This is a genomic window from Achromobacter spanius (genome assembly GCF_002812705.1).
Classification (GTDB): domain Bacteria; phylum Pseudomonadota; class Gammaproteobacteria; order Burkholderiales; family Burkholderiaceae_B; genus Achromobacter; species Achromobacter spanius.
The window spans coordinates 4,150,522-4,173,357 of sequence record NZ_CP025030.1 but is presented as its reverse complement, the minus strand read 5'-3'; the positions used below and the strand labels follow the sequence as shown (position 1 = coordinate 4,173,357).

Annotated in this window: 22 protein-coding genes; 17 read left to right on the top strand and 5 right to left on the bottom strand. The window is 66.9% G+C overall.

Annotated elements, in window-relative coordinates:
• Positions 1 to 3: 3 nt before the first annotated feature.
• The 9 genes from CVS48_RS18790 to CVS48_RS18750 all read left to right on the top strand — a co-directional run bounded on the left by CVS48_RS18790 (position 4) and on the right by CVS48_RS18750 (position 10,093).
• Positions 4 to 687, top strand: a complete 684-nt coding sequence (locus tag CVS48_RS18790) for a glycosyltransferase family 2 protein (protein ID WP_100855760.1) — start codon at positions 4 to 6, stop codon at positions 685 to 687.
• A gap of 234 nt (positions 688 to 921) precedes the next feature.
• Positions 922 to 1,929, top strand: a complete 1,008-nt coding sequence (locus tag CVS48_RS18785; protein ID WP_100855759.1) for a ligase-associated DNA damage response exonuclease — start codon at positions 922 to 924, stop codon at positions 1,927 to 1,929.
• Positions 1,930 to 1,948: 19 nt separating this feature from the next.
• Positions 1,949 to 3,574 (top strand): ATP-dependent DNA ligase, encoded by a 1,626-nt coding sequence (locus tag CVS48_RS18780; protein WP_100855758.1) that lies wholly within the window; start codon positions 1,949 to 1,951, stop codon positions 3,572 to 3,574.
• Positions 3,575 to 3,594: 20 nt separating this feature from the next.
• Positions 3,595 to 6,117, top strand: coding sequence for a ligase-associated DNA damage response DEXH box helicase (locus CVS48_RS18775; protein WP_242001226.1), 2,523 nt, complete (start codon positions 3,595 to 3,597; stop codon positions 6,115 to 6,117).
• A complete protein-coding gene (gene pdeM, locus CVS48_RS18770) occupies positions 6,101 to 6,781 on the top strand; it encodes a ligase-associated DNA damage response endonuclease PdeM (protein WP_100855757.1) in 681 nt (226 codons plus the stop codon). The genes CVS48_RS18775 and pdeM overlap by 17 nt, the downstream gene beginning before the upstream one ends.
• A gap of 584 nt (positions 6,782 to 7,365) precedes the next feature.
• On the top strand, positions 7,366 to 8,271 hold the full coding sequence (locus CVS48_RS18765; protein WP_100855756.1) for a BON domain-containing protein: 906 nt from the start codon (positions 7,366 to 7,368) through the stop codon (positions 8,269 to 8,271).
• Between the two features lie 10 nt (positions 8,272 to 8,281).
• Entirely contained in the window at positions 8,282 to 8,926 is a 645-nt protein-coding gene (locus CVS48_RS18760; RefSeq protein WP_100855755.1) for a UdgX family uracil-DNA binding protein, read from the top strand.
• An 18-nt stretch (positions 8,927 to 8,944) separates the two neighbouring features.
• Positions 8,945 to 9,202 (top strand): DUF1488 family protein, encoded by a 258-nt coding sequence (locus CVS48_RS18755; RefSeq protein ID WP_100855754.1) that lies wholly within the window; start codon positions 8,945 to 8,947, stop codon positions 9,200 to 9,202.
• 21 nt (positions 9,203 to 9,223) lie between these two features.
• Positions 9,224 to 10,093, top strand: a complete 870-nt coding sequence (locus tag CVS48_RS18750; RefSeq protein ID WP_100855753.1) for a symmetrical bis(5'-nucleosyl)-tetraphosphatase — start codon at positions 9,224 to 9,226, stop codon at positions 10,091 to 10,093.
• Between the two features lie 70 nt (positions 10,094 to 10,163).
• On the opposite strand, the gene CVS48_RS18745 is transcribed toward CVS48_RS18750, so the two are convergent.
• Both CVS48_RS18745 and CVS48_RS18740 read right to left on the bottom strand, forming a co-directional pair.
• Positions 10,164 to 11,117, bottom strand: a complete 954-nt coding sequence (locus CVS48_RS18745) for a c-type cytochrome (protein WP_100855752.1) — start codon at positions 11,115 to 11,117, stop codon at positions 10,164 to 10,166.
• Positions 11,114 to 11,587, bottom strand: a complete 474-nt coding sequence (locus tag CVS48_RS18740; protein WP_242001227.1) for a c-type cytochrome — start codon at positions 11,585 to 11,587, stop codon at positions 11,114 to 11,116. The genes CVS48_RS18745 and CVS48_RS18740 overlap by 4 nt, the downstream gene beginning before the upstream one ends.
• Positions 11,588 to 11,660: 73 nt before the next feature.
• Between CVS48_RS18740 and CVS48_RS18735 the strand changes: the two genes are divergently transcribed.
• From CVS48_RS18735 to CVS48_RS18725, 3 genes are read left to right on the top strand one after another with little or no spacing between them, the layout of a single operon-like run.
• Positions 11,661 to 12,662 (top strand): cytochrome c oxidase subunit II, encoded by a 1,002-nt coding sequence (locus tag CVS48_RS18735; protein ID WP_242001228.1) that lies wholly within the window; start codon positions 11,661 to 11,663, stop codon positions 12,660 to 12,662.
• Positions 12,663 to 12,718: 56 nt separating this feature from the next.
• Positions 12,719 to 15,241, top strand: a complete 2,523-nt coding sequence (locus CVS48_RS18730; protein ID WP_100857738.1) for a cbb3-type cytochrome c oxidase subunit I — start codon at positions 12,719 to 12,721, stop codon at positions 15,239 to 15,241.
• Between the two features lie 12 nt (positions 15,242 to 15,253).
• Entirely contained in the window at positions 15,254 to 15,628 is a 375-nt protein-coding gene (locus CVS48_RS18725) for a hypothetical protein (protein ID WP_100855751.1), read from the top strand.
• A 46-nt stretch (positions 15,629 to 15,674) separates the two neighbouring features.
• Here the strand turns inward: CVS48_RS18725 and CVS48_RS18720 are convergent, their stop codons facing one another.
• The 3 genes from CVS48_RS18720 to CVS48_RS18710 form a co-directional block, all read right to left on the bottom strand.
• Positions 15,675 to 16,298: a DUF4142 domain-containing protein gene (locus tag CVS48_RS18720; protein WP_100855750.1), complete on the bottom strand. Its 624-nt coding sequence runs from the start codon at positions 16,296 to 16,298 to the stop codon at positions 15,675 to 15,677.
• A 106-nt stretch (positions 16,299 to 16,404) separates the two neighbouring features.
• Positions 16,405 to 16,944 carry a DUF421 domain-containing protein gene (locus CVS48_RS18715; protein WP_100855749.1) on the bottom strand — a complete coding sequence of 180 codons (540 nt, stop codon included), beginning with the start codon at positions 16,942 to 16,944 and terminating at the stop codon, positions 16,405 to 16,407.
• 84 nt (positions 16,945 to 17,028) lie between these two features.
• Positions 17,029 to 17,760, bottom strand: a complete 732-nt coding sequence (locus CVS48_RS18710) for a GntR family transcriptional regulator (protein WP_100855748.1) — start codon at positions 17,758 to 17,760, stop codon at positions 17,029 to 17,031.
• Positions 17,761 to 17,975: 215 nt separating this feature from the next.
• Between CVS48_RS18710 and CVS48_RS18705 the strand changes: the two genes are divergently transcribed.
• The 5 genes from CVS48_RS18705 to CVS48_RS18685 all read left to right on the top strand — a co-directional run bounded on the left by CVS48_RS18705 (position 17,976) and on the right by CVS48_RS18685 (position 22,834).
• The gene (locus CVS48_RS18705) at positions 17,976 to 18,842 is read left to right on the top strand and encodes a fumarylacetoacetate hydrolase family protein (RefSeq protein WP_100855747.1); all 867 of its coding nucleotides are present in this window, start codon (positions 17,976 to 17,978) and stop codon (positions 18,840 to 18,842) included.
• Entirely contained in the window at positions 18,835 to 19,833 is a 999-nt protein-coding gene (locus tag CVS48_RS18700) for an ornithine cyclodeaminase family protein (RefSeq protein ID WP_100855746.1), read from the top strand. The genes CVS48_RS18705 and CVS48_RS18700 overlap by 8 nt, the downstream gene beginning before the upstream one ends.
• A 78-nt stretch (positions 19,834 to 19,911) precedes the next feature.
• The gene (locus tag CVS48_RS18695) at positions 19,912 to 21,012 is read left to right on the top strand and encodes a cupin domain-containing protein (RefSeq protein ID WP_100855745.1); all 1,101 of its coding nucleotides are present in this window, start codon (positions 19,912 to 19,914) and stop codon (positions 21,010 to 21,012) included.
• A 41-nt stretch (positions 21,013 to 21,053) separates the two neighbouring features.
• Positions 21,054 to 21,545, top strand: a complete 492-nt coding sequence (locus tag CVS48_RS18690) for an aromatic-ring-hydroxylating dioxygenase subunit beta (RefSeq protein WP_100855744.1) — start codon at positions 21,054 to 21,056, stop codon at positions 21,543 to 21,545.
• Positions 21,546 to 21,565: 20 nt separating this feature from the next.
• The gene (locus CVS48_RS18685; RefSeq protein WP_100855743.1) at positions 21,566 to 22,834 is read left to right on the top strand and encodes an aromatic ring-hydroxylating dioxygenase subunit alpha; all 1,269 of its coding nucleotides are present in this window, start codon (positions 21,566 to 21,568) and stop codon (positions 22,832 to 22,834) included.
• Positions 22,835 to 22,836 lie beyond the last annotated feature (2 nt).

The following is a 22,836-nucleotide window of genomic DNA, read 5'->3' as shown; positions in this document are numbered from 1 at the left end:
GCCATGATCGGCATCTGTATTCCGGCCCACAACGAAGAACGCCACATTACCGCCTGCCTGCGCTCCGTGCTGCGGGCGGCGCGGCACCCGAAGCTGCGCGCCGAGGCCGTGCGCGTGGTGGTGGTGCTGGATCATTGCGTGGATCGCACGGCGCAGTTGATCGGGGCGTGGCCCGTGCATAGCCTGGCGATCGGCGCGCGCAATGTCGGGGTGGCCCGCGCGCAAGGGGCGCACGATCTGCTGCAAGCCGGCGCGCGCTGGCTGGCGTTCACCGACGCCGACACTCGCGTATCGCCGCGCTGGCTGGTGGATCAGTTGTCCTTGAATGCGGAAGTCGTGTGCGGCACGGTGGGCGTGGCGGGCTGGCGCGAGCACGGCGTCCGCGCCGCGCAGGCGCGCCGGACGTTTACCGGGCAGTACCAGGATCGCGACGGGCATCGGCATGTGCACGGCGCCAACCTGGGTATCGAAGCGGGCGCGTATTGCCGCATTGGCGGCTTTGAAGCGTTGCCGTGCAGCGAAGACCAGGCGCTGGTGGACAAGCTGGAGCAGGGTGGGGCCCGGATCGCGTGGTCAAGCCTGCCGCGCGTGACTACCAGCGCGCGCCCGCATTCGCGGGTGGAGGGTGGCTTTGCCAGCGCGCTGCGCGGTGGTTGGACGGCGGCTAATGACCCGGCCGGCTTATGACCCGGCCGGCTGGGTTGCGCCACTGGCTTGCGCCGCCAACTAATAACAACGCGTCCAGCAGTGACCTGACCGCGCCTGGCTCATCACCACGGCGCCATCGACATCATCACCGCCACCGCCACCACCAATGCCAGGATCGTCAGAATGTGCTTGGTTCGCATAAGACCTCTTGAAGTATCGTGAAAGTGCCACACACCACGCCCATCAGCACAACTCATGCCCGAGGAGGTTTCGATGCCCGACGTCGTGCAATGGCGGCCTGAAGGCTTGTATTGCCCGGCCGGCCAGTTCTACATCGACCCCTGGCGGCCGGTGGCCACCGCCGTGCTCACCCACGGCCACGGCGACCACGCCCGCGTGGGCATGGGCTGCTATCACACCAGCGCCGAAGGACTGCCCATCTTGCAGTGGCGACTGGGGGATCAGGACTACCGCGTGCACGGTTACGGAGACGTCTTCACGCTGGGCAACGCCCGGGTCTCCTTGCACCCGGCCGGCCACGTGCTGGGGTCGGCGCAAGTCCGCATCGAAGCCGATGGGCAGGTCTGGGTGGTGTCGGGCGACTACAAGCGCCAGCCGGACCCCACTTGCAGCCCCTTCGAAGTGGTGCCCTGCGACACCTTCATCACCGAAGCCACGTTTGGCTTGCCCATTTACCGCTGGCCCGACACGGCCGAAGTGGCGCGCGACATCGTCCAATGGCGCGACCTGTGCGCCGCCCGCGGCGAGGCCGCCATTCTGTACTGCTACGCGCTGGGCAAGGCGCAGCGCGTGCTGGCGGAATTGGCCCCCTGGATCGACCGGCCCGTTTATTTGCACGGCGCGATCGCGGCCGGTGTCGACGTGTACCGGCAGGCGGGTATCCACATGGCCGACACGCGTCTGGTCATCGATGCCGATGGTGGCGCACCGGCCGCGTCCGGGCCGGGCTTTGCCGGCGAGCTGATCCTGGCCCCGCCCTCGGCCGCGGGCAGCACATGGCTTCGGCGGTTCCGCCGCGCGCAGCACGGCTTTGCGTCGGGCTGGATGCGTTTGCGGGGCAACCGCCGGCGTCGCAACATGGATCGGGGCTTTGTCGTGTCGGACCACGCCGATTGGCCTGACCTGCTGCGCACCATCCATGAAACGGGCGCGCGCCGCGTCATCGCCACGCATGGCGATACGGACGCGCTGGTGCGCACGCTGAACGACGCCGGCACGGCGGCCGAAACGCTGGCCACCCAATACGGCGAAGACGATTGACCCGGAGGCCAAGCCCAGCATGAAGCGATTCGCGGCGCTGTATCAGGAACTGGACCGTAGTACCGCCACCTTGGACAAGCGGGCGGCATTGGTGGCGTACTTTCGCGATGCGCCGCCGCGCGACGCGGTCTGGGCGCTGTATTTGCTGGCGGGCGGCAAGATCAGCAGCGCGCGCCGCAAGATCGCGGGCGTGGCCGAACTGCGCGCCTGGGCCGCCGCCGCCTCCGGCACGCCGCCCTGGCTGCTGGACGCCAGCTATGACCAGGTGGGCGACCTGGCCGAGACCTTGGCGTTGCTGATGCCGGATCCCGAACCCGCCGCCGAACAAGAAGGGCAGGCGAGTCCCGAGCGCGGCCTGGCCGATTGGATCGAAGAAGTGCTGCTGCCCGCCGCCAACCGCGACGAAGCCAAACGCCGCGACATCATCGTGCCGGCCTGGCGCAGCCTGCCGTTCGACCAGCGCCTGGTGTTCAACAAAATGTTGACCGGCGCGCTGCGGGTGGGCGTGTCGCAGCGCATGGTGCAGCAGGCGCTAGCCGAAATGTCGGGCGTGCCCATTGCCCGCATCGCGCAACGCATGCTGGGTACGTGGACGCCCAGCCCCGCCTTTCTGCGCGATCTGCTCAGCACCGAAGCCTTGCCCGGCGACCGCCAGCAGCCATACCCGTTCTTTCTGGCCTCGCCGCTGGAAGGCGAGCCGGCCAAGCTCGGCCCCATTGATGATTGGCTGATCGAATGGAAATGGGACGGCATCCGCGCCCAACTGATCCGCCGCCATGGCGAAGTGGCGCTGTGGTCGCGCGGCGAAGAACGGCTGGACGGCCGCTTTCCGGAAGTCGAAGCCGCCGCCCACGCGCTGCAAGTGGACTGCGTGCTGGACGGCGAACTGCTGGCCTGGCAGGAAGACGCCACCGGACCCATGCCGTTTTCGGCCTTGCAAACTCGCATCCAGCGGCTCAAGCCCGGCCCCAAGTGGCTGGCCGAGGCGCCAGTGCGCATGCTGGCCTACGACCTGCTGGAGGAAAACGGCGCCGACCTGCGCGACCGACCGCAGGCCGAGCGCCGCGCCATGCTGGAAGCGCTGCTGCAACGCCATCCCAACCCGCGCCTGTCGCTGTCGCCCACGGTGGCGCCGGGCAGTTGGGAAGCCGCCGCCGAATTGCGCCTGGAATCGCGCGAGCGCGACGTGGAAGGCTTCATGCTCAAGCGCGCCGCCGCCGGCTACCAAAGTGGACGACGGCGCGGCGATTGGTGGAAGTGGAAGATCGACCCGCTCACCATCGACGCCGTGCTGCTGTATGCGCAGTCCGGCCATGGCCGCCGCAGCACGCTGTACACCGACTACACCTTCGGCCTGTGGCAAGGGGATGCGCTGGTGCCCATCGCCAAGGCGTATTCCGGGCTGGACGACAAGGAAATCCTGGAACTCGACCGATGGCTGCGCGCCCACACGCGCGAACGCTTCGGCCCCGTGCGCTCGGTGGAGCCGGTGCAGGTGTTCGAGCTGGGCTTTGAAGGCGTCAACCTGTCCAAGCGCCACAAGTCGGGCGTGGCCGTGCGCTTTCCGCGCATCCTCAAATGGCGGCGCGACAAACCCGCCGCCGAGGCCGACCAGTTGGATACGCTGAAGGCGCTGGCGCGATGAGCATCGCAAGGAAATCTGCGATGGAAGCCGAGACAGAGCCCGACATCGAACCCGCGATGGAGCCGGCGACTAAGCCCGCGACAAACCCGCCCGCGCGCGGCTGGGACGCGCCGCTGGCGGCCTGGTTCAAGGCACGCGGCTGGCGGGCGGCGGCGTTTCAGCGCGAGACCTGGCAACGGTATCTGGCGGGCGAATCCGGCTTGCTGCACACGCCAACCGGCAGCGGCAAAACGCTGGCGGCCTTCGGTGGGCCAGTGTTGGAAGCCTTGTCCAACCCGGATGTGGCAAGGCCAACAACCGGCGAAGGCCCCCGGGTGCTCTGGGTGACGCCGCTGCGCGCCCTGGCCACCGACACCGCCCGCGCCTTGGCCCAGACAGCAAGCGAACTGGGCCTGGGCTGGACCGTGGCCCTGCGCACGGGCGACGCCAGCGCGCGCGACAAACGGCTGGCCCGCCAGGGCAAGGCCGACGTGCTGGTCATTACGCCGGAATCGCTGGCGCTGCTTTTGTCGTACGCGGATGCCTCGTCGCGCTTTCGGGCGCTGCGCGCGGTGGTGGTGGATGAATGGCATGAACTGCTGGGCAATAAGCGCGGCGTGTTGCTGCAACTGTGCCTGGCCCGTCTGCGACGCCTGTCGCCCGCCTTGCGCACCTGGGGCCTGTCGGCCACCTTGGGCAATCTGGACGAAGCGCGCGATGTCTTGCTGCCGCATCGGCCGCAGAGCGCATTGGTGGCGGGCGCGCGGCCGCGCAAGGTGACGCTGTCGACCTTGCTGCCCGAGCGCAACGGCGCGCTGCCCTGGGCCGGGCATCTGGGCTTGTCTCAATTGCCGCGCGTGTACAAGCGGCTGTTCGACGTACGCGCCAGCCTGCTGTTCACCAACACCCGCGCGCAGGCCGAGCTTTGGCACCGCGCGCTGGAATCGATCTGGCCGGAAGACCCGGCCACGCTGGCGCTGCACCACGGTTCGCTGGACCCGGCGCTGCGCAACCGCGCCGAACAGGGCCTGCGCGACGGCAGTATTCGCTGTGTGGTGGCGACCTCCAGCCTGGACCTGGGCGTGGACTTTCCGGCGGTGGACCAGGTGTTGCAGGTGGGCAGCCCCAAGGGCGTGGCGCGGCTGTTGCAGCGGGCAGGGCGGGCCAAGCACCGTCCGGGCGAATCCGGCCATGCGCTGTGCGTGCCCGCGCAGGCGCTGGAACTGATCGAGTACGCCGCCGCGCGACAGGCCATCGCGCGCGGCGAAATCGAATCGCGGCCCCCGCCGCGCGGCAGCCTGGACGTGCTGGCGCAGCACGCGGTCACGCTGGCGCTGGGTGGCGGCTTCAAGGCCGACGCGCTGTTTGACGAGGTGCGCGGCAGCCATGCGTATGCCGAGCTGGACGTGGCCACCTGGCAGGCGGTGCTGGATTTCATCGTGCAGGGCGGCCGCGCCTTGTCCAACTATCCGGAATTCCGCCGCGTTGAAAAAGACGAAGACGGCTGCTACCGCGTGCACGACCGCCGCATCGCGCTGCGGCATCGCTTGTCCATCGGCACTATCACGGCGGACGGCGCGGTGTCGGTGAAGTACTTGCGCGGCGGCGGGCTGGGCTCGGTCGAAGAAGGGTTTCTGGCACGGCTGCGGCCAGGCGACCGTTTCCAGTTTGCCGGACGCACCTTGGAACTGGTGCGCCTGGAAGGCATGACGGCCTATGTGCGGCGGGCCAAGGGGGGCGATGGGCCGGTGGCCACCTGGCAGGGCGGGCGCATGCCGCTGTCCACGCAGTTGGCGCGCGAAGTGCTGGGCCTGTATGCCGAGCCCGGCGACCACCCGGAAATGCGCGCGGTCGAACCCTTGCTGCGCATTCAACGCGAAGCCAGTGCGCTGCCGGCGCCCGGTCGGCTGCTGGCCGAACGCATCGCCACGCGGCGGGGCATGCACGTGTTCCTGTTTCCGTTCGCGGGCCGCGCCGTCCACGAAGGCATGGCCGCCATGGTCGCGCTGCGCTGGGGCCGGCTTCAGGCCAATACCTTTTCCTATACGGTCAATGATTACGGCTTGATGTTGACGTTGGCTGAACCCGCTGAGCTGGACGACACGCTGCTGCGCCAACTGATCAGCCCCGAGAACATGGCCGCTGACCTGCGCGACGGCGTCAACCTGGGGGAGCTTGCCCGCAGGCAATTCCGGGAAATTGCGCGTGTGGCGGGCTTGTTGACGCCGTCGCTGCCGGGCAGGGCGGCCCGTTCGCTGCGCCAGGTGCAGGCGTCCAGCGGCCTGCTGTATGACGTGCTGCGCCGCTACGACCCCGACCACCTGCTGCTTGCGCAAGCCGAGCGCGAAGTGTTTGAACAGCAATTGGAAGCCCCGCGCCTGCTGGCGGCATTGCAGGATTGCGAATCGCGCGCGCTGGACCTGTGCCAACCCCGCGCGCTGACACCCCTGTCGTTCCCGCTATGGACCGAAAGCCTGCGCGGGCAGCTCAGCACGGAAAGCTGGCAGGCTCGAGTCAAGCGCGCCGCCGCGCAACTGGAGAAGCGCTATGCCGGAATCGGGTGACGGAATTTCTGACAGCGCGCATGACGACACCCTGGCCATCCGCCTGGCGGGTGAAGCCGTACTGCTGCTCGGCCAGCGTGCCTTGTATTGGCCGGCGCGCGCACGGCTGGTCATTGCCGACCTGCATCTGGGCAAGAGCCATGTGTTCCGGCAGGCAGGCATCGCCGTGCCGCGCGGCGCCACCCAGGCCGACCTGGACCGGCTCACGCAACTGGTGCACGACACCGGTGCGCGCGAGCTATGGGTGGTGGGTGACGTGCTGCATGGCCCCATGTCGCAAGCGGGCTGGCGTGAAGATTGGGAAGCATGGCGGCAGGCCCATGCCGCCCTGGATGTCGCGGTGCTGGCGGGCAACCACGACCGCGCGCTGGAGGGGGCGGCGTTGGGAATGCGGCAACTGGGCGAAGCCTATGTCGACGGCCCCTTTGTGTTCCGCCATCTGCCGCAGCCTGACCCGCACGGCCGCCACGTCATCGCCGGACACGTGCACCCCAAAACCCGGCTGCCCGGCGTGCCGAGAGATTGGCCGGCGTTCTGGTTACGCCCCGGCATTACCGTCTTGCCCGCGTTTTCGGCGTTCACGGGCGGCTACGCGGTGAGTGTGGAAGATAGCCACGCCCTGGTGGCCTGTGTGGAAGGCAGCGCGGTGACCTTGGGCGGGTAGGATGGGTGCAGCGCGGCAGGGTCGTGCCCAGGACTCCAACGCCGATCGCGCGGAACCCATCATGCAGCGGTGGCTATGTGGCTAGGCTGCAGAAGAATTGGGGCGCCGCTTGATGGGTTTCGCGCGGATCGCAGTGTTGTTCTTTTCGCTGCTTTGCCGCGCTCCACCCATCCTACGAATTGCGCCGACCGTGCATCGTAGGATGGGTGCAGCGCGGCACCGTCGTGCCCAGGATTCCAACGCCGATCGCGCGGAACCCATCATGCAGCGGTGGCTATGTGGCTAGGCTGCAGAAGAATTGGGGCGCCGCTTGATGGGTTTCGCGCGAATCGCAGCTTTGTCCTTTTTGGCACTCTGCCGCGCTCCACCCATCCTACGATTCCACGGCGGCGCACCCTCTTGCAACCCGGCACTTATTACCGCCGTTGTAAGAAGTGCCGGACTTTGTCTTCCGCACGCGCATCCATCACGCCCATCGCCCGGGCCACAGCGGCGGCACACGACTTGCTGCGTATCCGGCAGGCGCCCGCACGGGCCATCACCGGTTCGTGCGAGGCAGGTCCGCTCTACACAGGAGACTCGCAATGAACCGTGACCCCAGGTACTCCCCCCGCTACGACGACGACTTTGAACGTGACCCCGGTGGTGACGCCGGACGGGGCGATCCGCATCGGCAGGCCCATCAACGCGGACGCGCCGGGGGCGACCCGTATCGCGAATCCCATCGCGACCCCTACCGGGACCCCTACCGCGACCCCAATCAGAATTCCTCCTATCGCGATGCTGATTTTGAACGGCGCCAGGCCCGCGGCATGGGTGGTCAGGAACCCTGGCACGATCCCGCTCCGTCCTTCGGCTACCAAGGGGAAGGAACCCGTCGCGCATCAGGCATGCGGCAAGGCGAAGACACCCGCCGCGCGCCCGGCACGCGGGAAACGCGGGGTGACGTGCGCAGCCGCAGTGCCGACCCTGGCCAAAGCAGCTATGGCGGTTTTCGCAACGAAGACCCGTCCTACCAGCGCGAGCAAGTCTACGGCTCGCGCAACCCGTCCTATTCCGGCCCCACCTCCTACGGCGATGAAGAAGGCGGCTACTACGGCGACCGCCCACGCTGGGGCGACGAAACCGGCATGTCATTCGAAACGGCGGAACGCGGCGGCTACAACCGTGGGCCTACCGCGTGGCGCGACCGCGGGTCGTTGCGCACAGACCCCAAGGGCTATACGCGGTCTGACGAGCGCGTGCGTGAAAACGTCTGCGAATACCTGGCGCACAGTGGCCTGGACGTGAGCGACGTATCGGTCAGCGTGGCCGACGGCCGGGTAACGCTGGAAGGCACCGCGCCCGACCGCCACACCAAGCACCGCATCGAAGACTGCACCGATGCCTGCGCGGGCGTGCAGGACGTGGACAACCGGATTCGGGTCGCCGGCAAGGGCTCCGGCACGCCGCAGCCCGGCAACACCGCCATCGGCGGCGGCCGGGAATAGCCGGTGCACCATGAGCGCCGCCTCCAAGCCCGCGGACGGCCGTGACGGGGACATCAACCCGGACCAGCGGCCGGCCTCCCTGGACGACTGCCGACGTTGCGGCTTGTGGCGCAACGCCACGCAGGCGGTGGGGGGCGAGGGCGGGCGGCGAGCCACCATCATGCTGGTGGGGGAACAGCCCGGCGACAAAGAAGATCTGGCCGGCCTGCCTTTCGTGGGGCCGGCCGGGGCGCTGCTGGACAAGGCGCTGGCCCAGGCGGGCGTGGACCGCCGCGACGTGTATGTGACCAACGCCGTGAAGCACTTCAAGTGGCAGCTTCGTGGCAAGCGGCGCATGCACAAATCGCCGGCGCAGGTAGAGATACGGGCATGCTCGTACTGGCTGGACCAGGAGTTGGACGACGTTGGCCCGCGCGTCATCGTGGCGCTGGGCGCGACCGCCCTGGGAGCCGTCATGCAAGACGCCAAACAGACATTGAAGGCGGCGATGGGCAAGGTGCTCAAGCGGGGCGATAGCCGCGTGCTGGCCACGTTTCATCCGTCGTTCGCGTTGCGCAGCCCCAGCCATGAAAGCCGCGATGCCGCGTTCCAGGCCATTGTGCAGGCCTTGGCGCGCGCCCGGCGCCTGGCCGACAGGCCCGACGCAAACCCTTAAGCAACAGGAGGAATCACCATGAAGTTCACCAAAGCCACCGATGCCCACGCGCAAGGCGATGCCATCGTCTTCCAGATGGAAACCGCCGGCGTCACGCGCCAATTCGAGATTTCGGGCGATGTTTTGCGGCGGCGCTTCGGCGCGTCGGACGACTCGGCTACCGAACTGTTGCGCGCATTTGAAAGCGCAGCCGAGGCGTTGCAAGACGCCGCGCACCGCGCGCAATGGGTGCCCGCGGATGGCCCCATCATGCTGGGCGAGGGCGATTTCGCCTAGGAAGCAAGGAGTGGGGACACCATGGATCAGCAGCCAATACCGGGCATCCCGTCAATCTGGGCGATTGGCGACGTGCATGGTTGCGTGGATTTCCTGGACGCGCTGCTGGCCCGCCCCGAGATCTCGGACGAACCCGAATGCCGCCTGTGGTTCGTGGGCGACCTGATCAACCGGGGGCCCGCGTCCGCCGCGACGCTGCGCCGCGTCAAGGGGCTGGGTGAGCGCGCAACCGTGGTGCTGGGTAATCACGATCTGCGGGCGTTGGCAATCGCGGCGGGTAGTGTGCGCCCGGGCAGGCGCGACACGCTTGGCGATCTCTTCAACGCGCCCGACCTGGACGAGCTTCTGGACTGGCTGCGCAAGCGCCCGTTGATGCACATCGAAGCCGGCCACGTGCTGGCGCATGCCGGCATCCACCCCCAATGGGATGTCGCCACCGCCAAATCCTTGGCGGAAGAGGGCGAGCACGCGCTTCGCGGCGAGCATTGGCGCAAGACGATGCACGCCTTGCAGGGCGGCTCGCCCCGCGCCTGGAGCCCCAAGCTGCATGACGAGCAGCGGCTGCGCTTTATCCTGAATGCCTTTACCCGCATGCGGCTGTGCACGCGCGATGGCGCCATGGCGTTGGGGGCTCGCGCCACGCCCGGCCACTGGCCGCAAGGCACCATGCCGTGGTTCGACGTGCCCGAACGGCGCTGCGCGGATACACCCATCTTGTTCGGGCATTGGGCCACGCTGGGTTTGGTGGTGCGCCGCGACGTGGCCTGCCTGGACACCGGCTGTGTGACGGGCGGCGTGTTGACGGCATTACGGCTGGGCGACCGGAAGCTGCTGCAAGTGGGGCTGGACGCGCTCCCGGCCAGCGCTGTCGATGCGCTGGCCCAAGCCTAGTCGGGGGCGAAGGAACCTGCCTAGTCCGGTGGCGCTGGCCCATGCCTGGTCCAGAGGCGATGGAACTTACCTAGTCGAAGTTCGACAGCGTCTGCAAGAACGCGGCGATGTCGCGCGCGTCTTGCTCGCGTAGCCCCAGGGCGGGCATGGCCGAACCGGGCTTGATTTGCTGGGGATCGATTAGCCATTGCCGCATGTTGTCGGGCGTATTGGGCAGTACGCCCGCAATGCGCGAACGATCCGCCATGCCCGCCAGCGACGGCCCCACGTGGTGGCGCGCGCCCGGTACGCCCGGAATGGCATGACAGGTCACGCACAGGTACTGCTGTAGCGCGTCGCGTCCGGCCATGGCGTCACCCACGCGCAGCGGCTCGCTGGGCGTGGGCGGCGGAGTGGGGGCGCTTGGCGCGGCTGCCGGCGCGGATGGTGAGCGGGAAGATGCGGCGGAAGAGGCGTCGGAAGAGGCGGCGGAAGATGCGTCGGAAGATGCCCCGGAAGCGGCGGTGGCCGGCTGCGCCAAGTCGCGGTATTCCTCGGGCGACAACGTCGGCAGCACCCGCATGAAAGCCACCACGTCCCAGATCTGCTCGTCTGTCAGCCGGTACTGCCAGGCGGGCATGCCCGTCATCTTGACGCCGTGGCGGGTGATCCAGAACATCTCGGCGGCGGGGCGTTCGCGGGCGCTGCCTACCAGGGACGCGGGCGCGGGGTTCAGGCCCAGCGCATAGGGTTCCGGCGCCTGCCCGGGGGCGCCATGGCATTGCACGCAATGCGCGCGAAACAAGGCGTCGCCACGCTGGGTGCGCGTAGAGCTGTCCAGGTCGTCGGGCACATCGATGTCGGCCGAGCGCACCTTGACCGACCGCGTCAGCGCCACATCCAGCAGTGCGTGGACCGGCACCGTGTGCGGGCCGGTGGCGCTGACGTCGTACAAACCGAAGTAAATGACGGCCGCGCCCAGCGCCGCGCCGGATGCGGCCATGGCGGCGACCAACCACGCGGCGACACGTTTCCAACGGCTCATGATGGCTCCGGTGACTCGGGCTGTGACAGCAGAAAGGCGGCGATGTCCTCGGCCTCGGCCTGGCTCAAGCCCACGTTGGGCATGGCGGTGCGCGGATTGATGGCGGGTGGGTCCATCAGCCAGCGGACCAGGTTGTCGGGCGTGTTGGGCAACAGGCCGGTCAGGTAGGCTTGCCGCCCCACGTTGCCCAGGGGCGGCCCGACGGACGAGGCCGGCCCTCGCACCGTAGGCACGGCGTGGCAGGCCAGGCAGCCATAGTCCGCTATCCATTGCCTGCCCCGGACGGCGTCGGCCCGCTCGGGCAGGGCGGCTGCCGTCAGGTTTGGCGTGAGCGCCGCCCGCTCGTCCCCACACGCGGCCAGGATCGTCAGCATGGCGGCGCCAAGCAGCATGAAAGCGGGTCGGGCAGGGGTACGCACAGGTTTCACCTCCAGACCGGCCGTGGTCAGCAAGTCTTGTTCCTCGCTCATCGCTCCCGGCTCCCTGTCCCTCGTCCATTATTTCCAGGCCCGCGCCCGGTGCGCCGCCTTTCAGGCACGCCACATGCTGACGGCCGACATGGCCGCCATTCCTTCCTACGCGCTTGCCGCCGCGCTACCGGCTTCGGCCGACCCGCGCGCGCCTACGCTCCTGCCCGACTCACCTGCGGGCGAGGGCGCAGGCAGCGTGGCCGACATCAACAACGTGCTGTACATCGGCGGTACGGTGATTTTCCTGGCCGTGGCGGCGCTGGTCGGGGTGGCGCTCTTCGGCCCGGTGACGTGGCGGCGGCGCTTGTCGCGTCCGTCGCTGATCGTGGGCGCGGGCATCGCCTTTCCCGTGGTGGCCCTGACCGCATTGCTGGTGTACGTGTTGAGCGAGGCGTCGTCCATGGCGCGCGCGGGGGCGACGGCTGCCGTCCGCATCGAGGTCACGGGCGAACTCTGGTGGTGGCGGGTCCGCTACCTGGACGCATCGGGCAACCCCGTGTTTGAAACCGCCAACGACATCCGCATTGCCGCCGGGGAATGGGTGGAATTCGTGCTGAAGTCCGACAACGTCATCCACAGTTTCTGGATACCCGAGCTGGGCGGCAAGCTGGACATGATCCCCGGCCACGTCAACCGCCTGCGCGTGCGCGCGCTGGAGGCGGGCAGGTACACCGGCCAGTGCGCGGAATACTGCGGCGCGCAACACGCCAATATGAAGTTCGATGTGCAGGCCATGGCGCCCGACGCCTTCCAGGCCTGGCTGAGCGCGCAAGCCCAACCCGCCGCGCCCGCCGGCCCCGCGCTGCGCCAGGGCGAGCGTGTATTACAACAGGCTTGCGCCCAATGCCACACCGTGCGGGGCACGTCGGCCGCCGGCACGCTGGGGCCGGACCTGACGCATGTGGGCAGCCGCTTGTCGTTGGCGGGGGGCGTCTTGCCCAACAATGTCGGCGCGCTGGCCGGCTGGATCGCCGGCAGCCAGCACATCAAGCCCGGCAACCCCATGCCGTCCTTTGACCAACTGCCGGGCGAGGATCTGCGCGCCGTGGCCCACTACCTGGAAAGCCTGAAGTGAGCGACGACGCCACGCACCCGGCCACCGCCACGCCTGCCTTGCCGCAACAGGGCGCGTTGCTGTCGCCCAAGCTGCCCAATCCCGCGCCGCGCCCGGATGGCGAATTCGACGAGCTTGAACGCGTGTGGAAGGCGCCGACCGGCTGGCGCGCGCTGACCGTGGTCAACAACACCTCCATCGGGCTGCTTTACATCGGCACGGCTTTTCTGTTCTTCCTGCTGGCGGGCGTGCTGGCGCTGCTGATGCGTACGCAGTTGGCCGCGCCCGACAGCCACTTGATCGGCCACGCGCTTTACAACCAGTTGTTCACCATGCATGGCACGGTGATGATGTTTCTGTTTGCCGTGCCGGCGGTGGAAGCCGTGGCCGTGCTGCTGCTGCCCAACATGCTGGGCGCGCGCGACCTGCCGTTTCCCCGGCTGTCGGCCTATGCGTATTGGGCCTATGCCGTGGGCGGGCTGGTGTTCTTTTGCAGCATCTTCGTGGGGCTTGCGCCCGACGGCGGCTGGTTCATGTATCCGCCGCTGACCAGTTCGCAGTTCTCGCCCGCCATGAATGCGGACCTGTGGCTGCTGGGCATCGGCTTCATTGAAATCTCGGCCATTGCCGGCGCCATCGAGCTTGCGGTCGGCATCCTGCGCACCCGCGCGCCCGGCATGACGCTGGACAAAATGCCGATATTCGCCTGGGTCATGCTGGTGTTCTGCGGCATGGTCATCATCGCGTTTCCCGCCGTCATCGTCGCCACCGCCTTGCTGGAGCTTGAGCGCGCCTTCGACATGCCGTTCTTCATCACCCAGCGCGGCGGCGACCCCTTGCTGTGGCAGCATCTGTTCTGGTTCTTCGGCCACCCCGAGGTCTACATCATCTTCCTGCCGGCGGCCGGCATGGTGTCCATGATGATTCCGGCCATGACGGGCGTGCCGCTGGTGGGTTACCGCCTGGTGGTGATGGCGGTGGTGGGCACCGCGTTCCTGAGCTTTGGCCTGTGGGTCCATCACATGTTCGCCACCGGTATCCCGGCGTTGTCGCTGAGCTTCGCGTCGGCGGCCAGCATGGCGGTGTCCGTGCCCACCGCCATCCAGGTGTTCGCCTGGATCGCCACCATCGCGGCGGCGGTGCGCCTGCGCCCCTTGAAGTCGCCCATGCTGTTCATTCTTGGCTTCTTCTTCATCTTCGTGCTGGGCGGGCTGACCGGCGTGATGGTGGCCGTCATTCCCTTCGACTTGCAGGCGCACGATACCTACTTCATCGTGGCGCACCTGCATTACGTCCTGTTCGGCGGCATGGTGTTCCCGTTGTTCGCGGCGTTCTATTACTGGGCGCCCCTGATCAGCAGGCGCGCCTTGTCTGAACGGCTGGGCCGTTGGGCGTTCTGGCTGATGTTCGTGGGCTTTAACGTGACGTTCTTTCCCATGCATTTCACCGGTCTGGCCGGCATGCCCCGGCGCGTCTACACCTATGCCGAAAGCCAGGGGTGGGGGCTGTTGAACATGGTGTCCACAGTGGGCTCTTACCTGATCGCGGCGGGGGTGCTGGTGTTTCTGTGGGACCTGGCGCGCAACTTCCGGCCGGGCAGCGGCCAGGGCGTGGGCAACGTGTGGAACGCGGGCACGCTGGAATGGCTGCCCAACGGGCGCTACGGCTTGCGCAGCATTCCCTTCGTGACCTCGCGCGAACCCTTGTGGGACCAACCCGGGCTGGCGCGCGACGTGGCCGAAGGGCGCTACTTCCTGCCCAATACTCCGGCGGGGCAGCGCTCAACGCTGGTTACCAGCGCCGCGCAAGCGCAGCCCGACTATGTGCTGCCGCTGCCCGGTCCGGGCTGGTCGCCGCTGTTGGCGGCCTTGGGCACGGCAGGCTTCTTCCTGTTGCTGACCTTCAAGATGCATGCGCTGGCCGGCGCTTGCGGGGTGTTGGCAGTCGTGTCGATGTGGCGGTGGCTATGGGACGCGGACACCGGGCCGGACCATCCGCCCGTCGACATCGGGGCGGGGCTGCGGTTGCCTATGTCGTGCCCGGGCATGGGCTCGCATTACGCCTGGGCCATGGTGCTGTTGGTGATCGTCTGCACCAGCATCTTCGGATCGCTGTCCTTCGCGTATCTGTTCTTGTGGACCACGTCGCCCGAGGTCTGGCCAAGCGCGGCGGACCTTGCCGCGCCCGGTGGCGCCGCGTTGTCCGGCTGCCTGCTGCTGGGGGCAAGCGCGCTCATCGCCTGCTGTGGCTACTGGCTGCGGCAGGGTCGGCAAGGCCTTGTCAGGGCGGGGATGTTGGTGGGGGTGGGGTTGCTGGTGGCGGCGTCCGCGGTGGAATTGCATGGGCATTGGACGCAAGGTTTGCGTCCTCAGGCGTCGGCCTATGCGGCGGCGGTTTACGCCGTTGCGGGCTTGCAGGCCGTCTTCGCGCTGCTGGCTGGCACCATGGGCGTGTTCACGGTGGCGCGCTCGGTGGCGGGCAGGCTGTCTTACACCCGTCGCGCCTGCTACGAGACCACCATGATGATGTGGCACTACACCGTGGCGCAGGGCTTGTTGGGGCTGGGATTGGTGCACGCCTTTCCCCGGCTGGCGGGGTAAGGCATGAAAGCCATGAACACCACAAGGACCACAAGCACCCCGAAGACCCCGTTCGGCACCGATCTGTTGTTCCTGATTGCCGGGCCATCGATCTGGATGATGCACTTCCTGGCGATCTACATCGTCAACGCCTTGGGTTGCGCGCGGCCACGCTCCACCTTGGCAACGTCCGCGATGGGGTTGCCGCTGTCATCGTGGTTGATACTTGCCGGCACGGCGCTGGCCTTGGCCGCCATGGCCGTCATCGCCGCGCGACAAGCCAGGCGCGTCAGGAAGTGGGGCTTGGACGGCTTCCACGCCTGGCTGACAGGCGCGCTGTGCTTGCTGTCTGCCTTGGCGGTTATCTGGCAGACCGTGCCGGTCTTTCTGGTGGCGGCCTGCGGCTAGGGCAGGCCGGCCAAGCGTTGACGGATCGTCAATACCGCCAATACCTTTACTTCGGCTTGGCGTTCTTCACGCTTTGTTCCAGCGTCTTCGCCATTTGCAAATGCTGCTGAAGCGTCGGCAAGGTTTCGGTGGCGAACTGCTTCAACTCGGGATCCTTGACCTCGTTCGATGCCTGTTCAAACAGCTTCACGGCGTCTTCATGGGCCGACACGCCCACCCCTTCGGCATAGGCCTCGTCAAACCCGTCATCGCGCATGCCCAGCGTCTTCAGCTTCGCTTGCTGCATCAAGGACGGGTCGGTGGGGACGTCCACGCCCTTGCTCTTGGCCAGGGCGGCCAACTTCTGGCCCGCCTTGGTGTGGTCGTCGATCATCTGTTGCGCGAACTTCTTCACTTCAGGGTTTTGGGACTTCTCGAGTGCCATCTTGCTGCCTTCGACTTCCATATGGCCGGACTGCGCGGCGTTTTCAATAAAGTCGCGGTCTTTGCCGTCGAGCTTGGATTCGGCCGCCATCGGCGCGGCGGGTGCGCCCGGTGAGGCCGGCTTCGTGGGCGAAGCCGGCGCGCCGGTGGAAGGAGTGGTCGGGGCGGTTTGTTGCGCGACGGCGAAATTGCCGGCGCCAAGCACGGACACCGAAAGCAGGGCGGCAGTCAGAGTGCGAGTTTTCATGTACGTCTCCCAAGGGTGGCGCGGTGCGCCGTTGATAACACGTGGATAGCTGTGATCCACGCACACCCCAGCAATCAGCGTTCCCGCCGCCTTCCCTGGACGCGGCTCAGCGCGGGGCGTCGTCCGGCGATTCTTCCAACGTGGAGTGGGCGGGGGGAGTGTCTTCGTCAACGCTGATCACGCTGAATTCGCCGGTGGACTCCAGGTACGCGCGCTTCACCTTGGCCAGATTGCCCACTCCCTTCAGCCGCAATTGCTCCATCAATTCGCCACGACTGATGTGCTCGCTCCTCAAGCCGGACACAATGATGCGGCCATCCCGGACCAGGCAGATGCGTTGCGGTTCCAGAATCCGCTGCAAGGCGGGCACGTAATACACCACCCGGTCCAGCACGAAGCTCCATCCCACAATGGTCGTGACGACAATGATGCCGTCGCCCATCGAATACGAGTCACCCGACATGGCGTTACCGCCCGCGTCGGCCACCAACACCAGCACCAGCAGGTCGGCGACCCCCAGCGAGCCCAGGTCGCGCCTGCCCGCCAGGCGCAGCAGCGCGTACAGCACCCAGTACATCGTGGTGCCGCGTATGAACATTTCGGCAAACCCGGCTTCCAGCGAAAAAATTTCAGCGATGTCCGGCATCTTGGCGACCTTCGACAGGTGCCGCGAACCCGCGGCGTCAGCGCAGGCGCAGCAACTACCGTGCCCACGCTTAACGCGTGGTGGCTAGGCGCTGTGATCCGCCAACAGCGGTTGCGCCGAGATCGTGCCGCGCAGCGATTCCAGCAACACGCGCTTGTTTTCGCGGCTGCGGTAAGCGTGTTCGCGCATCAGGTTTTCAGCGCGCACGGCTTCGCGCCGGGTGATGGCACGCAACAGGTCTTCGTGATCGGCCTGTGCCCGCAGCACAAAGGGCGTTTCCAGCAGGGAAGGGGTGGACGGCAGCGTCAGCGCCGCGGGCCCCGCCAACGGCGTCTTGTTGTTGTGTTCCAGCGCGGACAGCAGGGCGCGGTTGCCGGCCGCTTCGCACAGAATTTCGTGAAACCGGCGGTTGATCTGGCCCCAGGCGCGCGCGTCCACCGTGGTGTTGGGATCACGGCGCGCGGGCGCCAACAGCGTGCGTCCTTCTTCCACTGCCTGCGACAGTTGTTCCAGCACCTCGGGCGAGGCGCCGCGTTCGGCCAGCAGACGCGCCGCCATGCCTTCCAGCACGCCACGCACATCAACCGCATCGCCGATTTCATCCACCGTGAACGCCCGCACCCGGAACCCGCGCGACGGCAGGCGTTCCAGCAGGCCTTCCTTTTCAAGTTCGGTCAGCGCAATGCGCAGCGGCGTGCGCGACACGCCCAGGCGCGCCGAAAACTGGAGTTCCACGACCCGTTCTCCGGGTTGCAAAGCGCCCGAAAGCACCATGTCCCGAAGTTCGGAAATCACTTTATCGATTTGTGCGGCCATAGCGGGGCGTCGACTGAAACGTGTCGGAAAGGGGCTCCAGTGTACCTAGAAAATTGCATGCAATTGGCCAATAAAAAACGTTGTGGGTCTTGCGATTCGTCAAAATTGCATGCAATAATTCGGAAAAACAGCGGTCAGATGGCAAATAAGCCCTCGAATGCATGCAACGGAATCGATGGCTGCATGCTTTATGGCCGCATGCACAGGAGACAAGAATGAAGCTCATCAGCTTCTTGGAGGCCGGGCGCAACGCCTGGGGCGTCGTGCGAGACACCGACGTCGTGGTGTTGACCCACGTCTGGCCCGACGTCATCGCCGGCTTGGAAGCGGGCCTGGACGAGATCGCTGGCGCGGCCCAGGCCGACGGGATGCCCTGTAGGCCCTTGGCCGGTCTGCAATGGCTGCCCCCCGTGCCCGCGCCGGGCAAGATCCTGTGCGTGGGCTTGAACTACGGGCGGCACGTAGCCGAAGCCGGCCGCGACCTGCCGGCGCATCCGTCCATGTTTGTCCGCTTTGCCGATAGCGTGGTGGGCCATCGCGAACCCGTGTGGAAACCGCGCGCATCCGACCGCTTCGACTACGAAGGCGAACTGGCGGTGGTGATCGGCCGGGGCGGGCGCCACATTGCGGCCGAAGACGCGCTATCGCACGTGGCGGGCTACACCTGCATGGCCGAAAACTCGGTGCGCGACTTTCAAAAGCACAACGCGCAGGTCACGCCCGGCAAGAACTTCGAACGCAGCGGCGCCATCGGTCCGTGGCTGGTCACCGCTGACGAAGTAGGCGACCCGTCCCGCCTGGAAGTCATGTCACGCCTGAATGGCGAACGGATGCAGCACGGCCAGGTGTCCGACCTGATCTTTCCCATTCCCGAACTCATCGCCTACATCAGCGCGTTCACACCGCTGTCGCCGGGCGACATCATCGCCACCGGCACCCCCGAAGGCGTGGGCTCCAGCCGCAAGCCGCCGCGCTTCATGGTGGCGGGCGACACGCTGGAAGTGGACATCCCCGGCATCGGCACGCTGGTCAATACGGTGGCGGACGAACCCGCCTGCCAACAAGGAGACGCGCATGGCTGATGCGCTGCGGTATCTGACGGAACGGGACGTAGTCTCGGTGCTGAACATCCATCGCGCCATCGACGCGCTGCAAGACATGCTGGTGGCGCAGGCGCGCGAAGAAGCGCGCAACCTGCCCAAGACGCTGGCCACCTGGGGCGACGGCAGCTCAATGCATGCATTGGGTTCCGTGCAGACGGGTCCGGCCGGTTACGCCGGGTTCAAGACCTGGGTGCACACCAAGGCGGGCGGCGGCTCGCTGTTCAGCCTGTTTGATGCGGCAACGGGCACGCTGCGCGCCATTATCGAAGCGCGCGCGCTGGGCATGTTGCGCACGGCGGCGATCAGCGGCGTGGCCACGCGCACCCTGGCGCCGGCCGACGCCACCCGCGCCGCGCTGATCGGCACCGGCCCGCAAGCGGTCACGCAACTGGCAGCGCTGGCGGCGGTGCGCCCCTTGCGCCAGGTGCGCGTCTATAGCCCCACGCCCGAAAAGCGCCAGGCCTTCGTGGCCAGCGTGGCCGGCAAGTATGGCTTCGATATCCAGGCATCCCCCAGCCTGGAACACGCGCTGGCGGGCGCCGAGATCGTCACGCTGATCACGCGCGCGGTCGAGCCTTTCGTGGACGCGGCCATGCTGGCCGACTGCCGGCACTTGAACGCGGTGGGCGCCATCCTGCCCGCCAAGGCCGAATTCGCGCAAGACGTGTTCAGCCTGACCGACCGCGTGGTGGTGGACGACCTGGAAAACGCCCGCAAGGGCTCGCGTGAACTGCGCGAGCAATACGGATCGGACGGCGCGCCGTGGCAGGGCGTGTCGGTGTTGGGCCAATTGCTGGCGGCCGGCGAATCACGTCCTGATGGCGCCCGGCTGACGATCTTCAAGGGCATGGGCATGGGCCTGTCTGACCTGGCGATGGCGCGCGTGGTGTACGAGCACGCACGCGACCACGGGCTGGGGGTGGAACTGCCGCCGCAGACCCGCGAAAACCTGCTGCTGTCGCAGCCCTGAAGTCTGAAGACAGATCCCTGAGCCCAAACAACGTTCAACAAGACATTCGGCAAGCGCCGGAAGCAAGAGGAGACAAGCATGTTCGTCGACGTCAGCGGGGCCAGCCCCCGCGAACAAAACAAATGGCCGTCGATCGTGATCCCGAAAGAGGACATCGATCTGGAAATCGAACGGTTGATTGACGCGCCCCGGCCCGACAACGGCCGCCGCGCCTCGCTCATCACGCACCCCGAGGCCGCCGCGCCCGGGCTGGGTCTGGCCCCGGGTACCGACGTGACCATCAACGTGGTCAACCCCGGCGAACGCACCTACAACCTGCGCAAGAACTCCAACATGCTGGAGATCTGTATCAGCGGCGAGGGCGTGGCGACCGTGGCCGGCCGCGATATCCGCGTGGGGCATTGGGACGTCTGGAATACCCCCGCCATGCAGGTGCATTCGTACCGCAATGACGGCAAGACGCCGTGGGTGCGCTTGTCGTACTCGAACGCGCCCTTGCTGGAAAAGCTGGAAATCCACTACGTGGAAGAGTTTGACGGCAACGTGCCGCCGGCCGATGCCAACACGAAGCCCGTGCCGCCGCGCGCGCCCGACGCCGCGCGATCGCGCGACCTGGCGCTGCGCGAACAGATCACACCCGAGGGCGCGTGGCTGATGGGCTACGAATGGCTGATCGACATTGACGTGCTGGAATCCAAGGCGCTGCATTGGCCCTGGCAGGCGGTGTCGCGCTACCTGCCCACCGTGGAAGACATGGCGCGCGGCTACAACGGACGCCGCCTGTTCGTGCTGTACAACCCGGCCACCGAACGCCGCATCGGCACCACCCACAGCTTCTTCGCCACCATTTCGTCGTCGCCGCCGGACAACCACCACGTGCCGCACCGACACAGCTCGTCGGCCATCAACTATTACCTGCGCGGCAACGGCTACAGCAAGGTCAACGGCGTGCGGCTGGACTGGAAGGCAGGTGACCTGATCCTGTCCGCGCCCGGCTGGGCCATGCACTCGCACCATTCCGGCACCGAAACCACGTCCGCGCTGACGGTGCAAGACCACCCGCTGCAAATCGCCATGGAATCGCTGATCTGGCAGGAGCGCATGCAGGAACCCATTCTGGCGCTGGGCAGCCAGAGTGGCTTTGAAAGCAACCGTGCGCAATTGGCGGCCGCGACCTGAAGCACGCCGCGCCTTCCCCCGAAACACACTCCGGATTCCTCATGACCCTGACCGACCTGACCGACGCCCCGGCCCTGCGCGCGCAACTGCGTGACTTCTACGACGACTACGCCTTTTGCCTGGACGAGGGGCGGCTTGAAGAATGGCCTGACTTCTTCACCGAAGACTGCCACTACCGCGTGCTGTCCCGCGAGAACCACGACGCGGGCCTGCCGCTGGGCCTGATCTATTGCATGAACAAGAACATGGTGCGCGACCGCGTGACCGCGCTGCGCGAAACCACCATGTTTGAACCGCGTTCGCTGCGCCACTTCATCAGCGGCGTGCGTGTGATGGAAGTGCAGGGCGACCACATCGTGTCGCAAGCCAACTTCGCCATCATGGAGTCGCTTTCCGACCGCGAGCCCAGCCTGAACATGGTGGGCCGCTACCTGGACGTGCTGCGCGTCACCCCCGAAGGCCTGGCCATCAGCCGCCGCGACTGCGTGTACGACAACTACCGCGTGCGCACGTCGCTGATCGTGCCCATCTGAATTTGCTTGAAGGAAAAGCCATGACCTGTTCCGATTCCGCCGTGCTGGACACGCCCGCCGCGGCCCCCATCCATCTTGAACGCCGCTGGCCCAAAGAGGGCTACACGCGCATCCCCAACTGGGTCTACACCGACCCCGCCATCTTCCAGAAGGAAATGGACGTATTCTTCGCCGGCCAGACCTGGAACTACGTGGGCCTGGAATGCGAAGTGCCCGAAACCGGCAGCTACAAGCGCAACTGGATCGGCAACCGCCCGGTCATCATGGTGCGCACCGAAACGGGCGACGTGAACGTGCTGGAAAACCGCTGCGCGCATCGCGGCGCGCAGATCTGCTGGCAGAACACCGGCCGCGTCACCGATTTCACCTGCCCGTATCACCAATGGAACTACGACCTGCACGGCAACCTGCAAGGCGTGCCGTTCCGGCGCGGCGCCATGGGCAAGGGCGGCATGCCGCGCGACTTCGACCCCAAGCAGAACGGCATCCGCAAGCTGCGCACCGTGAACCGGGGCGGCTCCATCTGGGCCACGTTCTCCGAAGACGCGCCCAGCTTTGAAGACTATTGCGGCCCGGAAGTGCTGGCCGAAATTGACCACATGTTGCCGGGCAAGCCGCTCAAGCTGTTGGGCTACAGCCGCCAGTTGATTCCCAGCAACTGGAAGATGTACCTGGAAAACCTGAAAGACCCGTACCACGCCACCTTGCTGCACACCTTCTACATCACCTTCGGGCTGTGGCGCGCGGATTCCAAGTCGGAATGCATTCCCACGGGTGGCGGCGCGCACAGCGTCATGGTGTCGCACAACGAAGGCAAGAAGAAGACCGAGGCCACCACGGAAATGAGCCGGTTCCGCGACGACCTGGAACTGCTGGACCTGGAAACCGTGACCCCGCGCGCCGAGTTCAACCGGGGCCGCGTGGGCGGTGCCTGGGTGTTTCCGGCCGCGCAATTCGGCATCCAGGCCAATTCGCTAAAGACGCGCCATGTCATTCCGCGCAGCCCGACCGAGCACGAGCTGGTCTTTACTTATTACGGCTACGAGGACGACGACGAGGAAATGACCCGGCTGCGCCTGAAACACGCCAACCTGCTGGGGCCGGCCGGCTTTGTGTCGATGGACGACAGCGAAATGCTGAACCAGGTGCAGATCGGCGTCACGGGCTACCCCGAGGCGCGCGGCATCGTGGAAATGGGCGGGCGCGACACCGAACCGGCCGACTACATGGTGACCGAGGTGCTGATCCGGTCGTTCTATGACTATTACCGCAAGGCGATGGGGTTGTAATC

Bases quoted from the DNA above. Each gene is read 5' to 3' on its own strand.
- CVS48_RS18755 (WP_100855754.1), top strand. From the start codon at position 8,945: ATGAAGTTCACCAAAGCCACCGATGCCCACGCGCAAGGCGATGCCATC.
- CVS48_RS18790 (WP_100855760.1), top strand. From the start codon at position 4: ATGATCGGCATCTGTATTCCGGCCCACAACGAAGAACGCCACATTACC.
- CVS48_RS18710 (WP_100855748.1), bottom strand. From the start codon at position 17,760: ATGGCCGCACAAATCGATAAAGTGATTTCCGAACTTCGGGACATGGTG.
- CVS48_RS18760 (WP_100855755.1), top strand. From the start codon at position 8,282: ATGAGCGCCGCCTCCAAGCCCGCGGACGGCCGTGACGGGGACATCAAC.
- CVS48_RS18695 (WP_100855745.1), top strand. From the start codon at position 19,912: ATGTTCGTCGACGTCAGCGGGGCCAGCCCCCGCGAACAAAACAAATGG.
- CVS48_RS18765 (WP_100855756.1), top strand. From the start codon at position 7,366: ATGAACCGTGACCCCAGGTACTCCCCCCGCTACGACGACGACTTTGAA.
- CVS48_RS18700 (WP_100855746.1), top strand. From the start codon at position 18,835: ATGGCTGATGCGCTGCGGTATCTGACGGAACGGGACGTAGTCTCGGTG.
- CVS48_RS18690 (WP_100855744.1), top strand. From the start codon at position 21,054: ATGACCCTGACCGACCTGACCGACGCCCCGGCCCTGCGCGCGCAACTG.
- CVS48_RS18740 (WP_242001227.1), bottom strand. From the start codon at position 11,587: ATGAGCGAGGAACAAGACTTGCTGACCACGGCCGGTCTGGAGGTGAAA.
- CVS48_RS18705 (WP_100855747.1), top strand. From the start codon at position 17,976: ATGAAGCTCATCAGCTTCTTGGAGGCCGGGCGCAACGCCTGGGGCGTC.
- CVS48_RS18715 (WP_100855749.1), bottom strand. From the start codon at position 16,944: ATGCCGGACATCGCTGAAATTTTTTCGCTGGAAGCCGGGTTTGCCGAA.
- CVS48_RS18785 (WP_100855759.1), top strand. From the start codon at position 922: ATGCCCGACGTCGTGCAATGGCGGCCTGAAGGCTTGTATTGCCCGGCC.
- pdeM (WP_100855757.1), top strand. From the start codon at position 6,101: ATGCCGGAATCGGGTGACGGAATTTCTGACAGCGCGCATGACGACACC.
- CVS48_RS18745 (WP_100855752.1), bottom strand. From the start codon at position 11,117: ATGAGCCGTTGGAAACGTGTCGCCGCGTGGTTGGTCGCCGCCATGGCC.
- CVS48_RS18685 (WP_100855743.1), top strand. From the start codon at position 21,566: ATGACCTGTTCCGATTCCGCCGTGCTGGACACGCCCGCCGCGGCCCCC.
- CVS48_RS18780 (WP_100855758.1), top strand. From the start codon at position 1,949: ATGAAGCGATTCGCGGCGCTGTATCAGGAACTGGACCGTAGTACCGCC.
- CVS48_RS18750 (WP_100855753.1), top strand. From the start codon at position 9,224: ATGGATCAGCAGCCAATACCGGGCATCCCGTCAATCTGGGCGATTGGC.
- CVS48_RS18735 (WP_242001228.1), top strand. From the start codon at position 11,661: ATGCTGACGGCCGACATGGCCGCCATTCCTTCCTACGCGCTTGCCGCC.
- CVS48_RS18775 (WP_242001226.1), top strand. From the start codon at position 3,595: ATGGAAGCCGAGACAGAGCCCGACATCGAACCCGCGATGGAGCCGGCG.
- CVS48_RS18725 (WP_100855751.1), top strand. From the start codon at position 15,254: ATGAACACCACAAGGACCACAAGCACCCCGAAGACCCCGTTCGGCACC.
- CVS48_RS18720 (WP_100855750.1), bottom strand. From the start codon at position 16,298: ATGAAAACTCGCACTCTGACTGCCGCCCTGCTTTCGGTGTCCGTGCTT.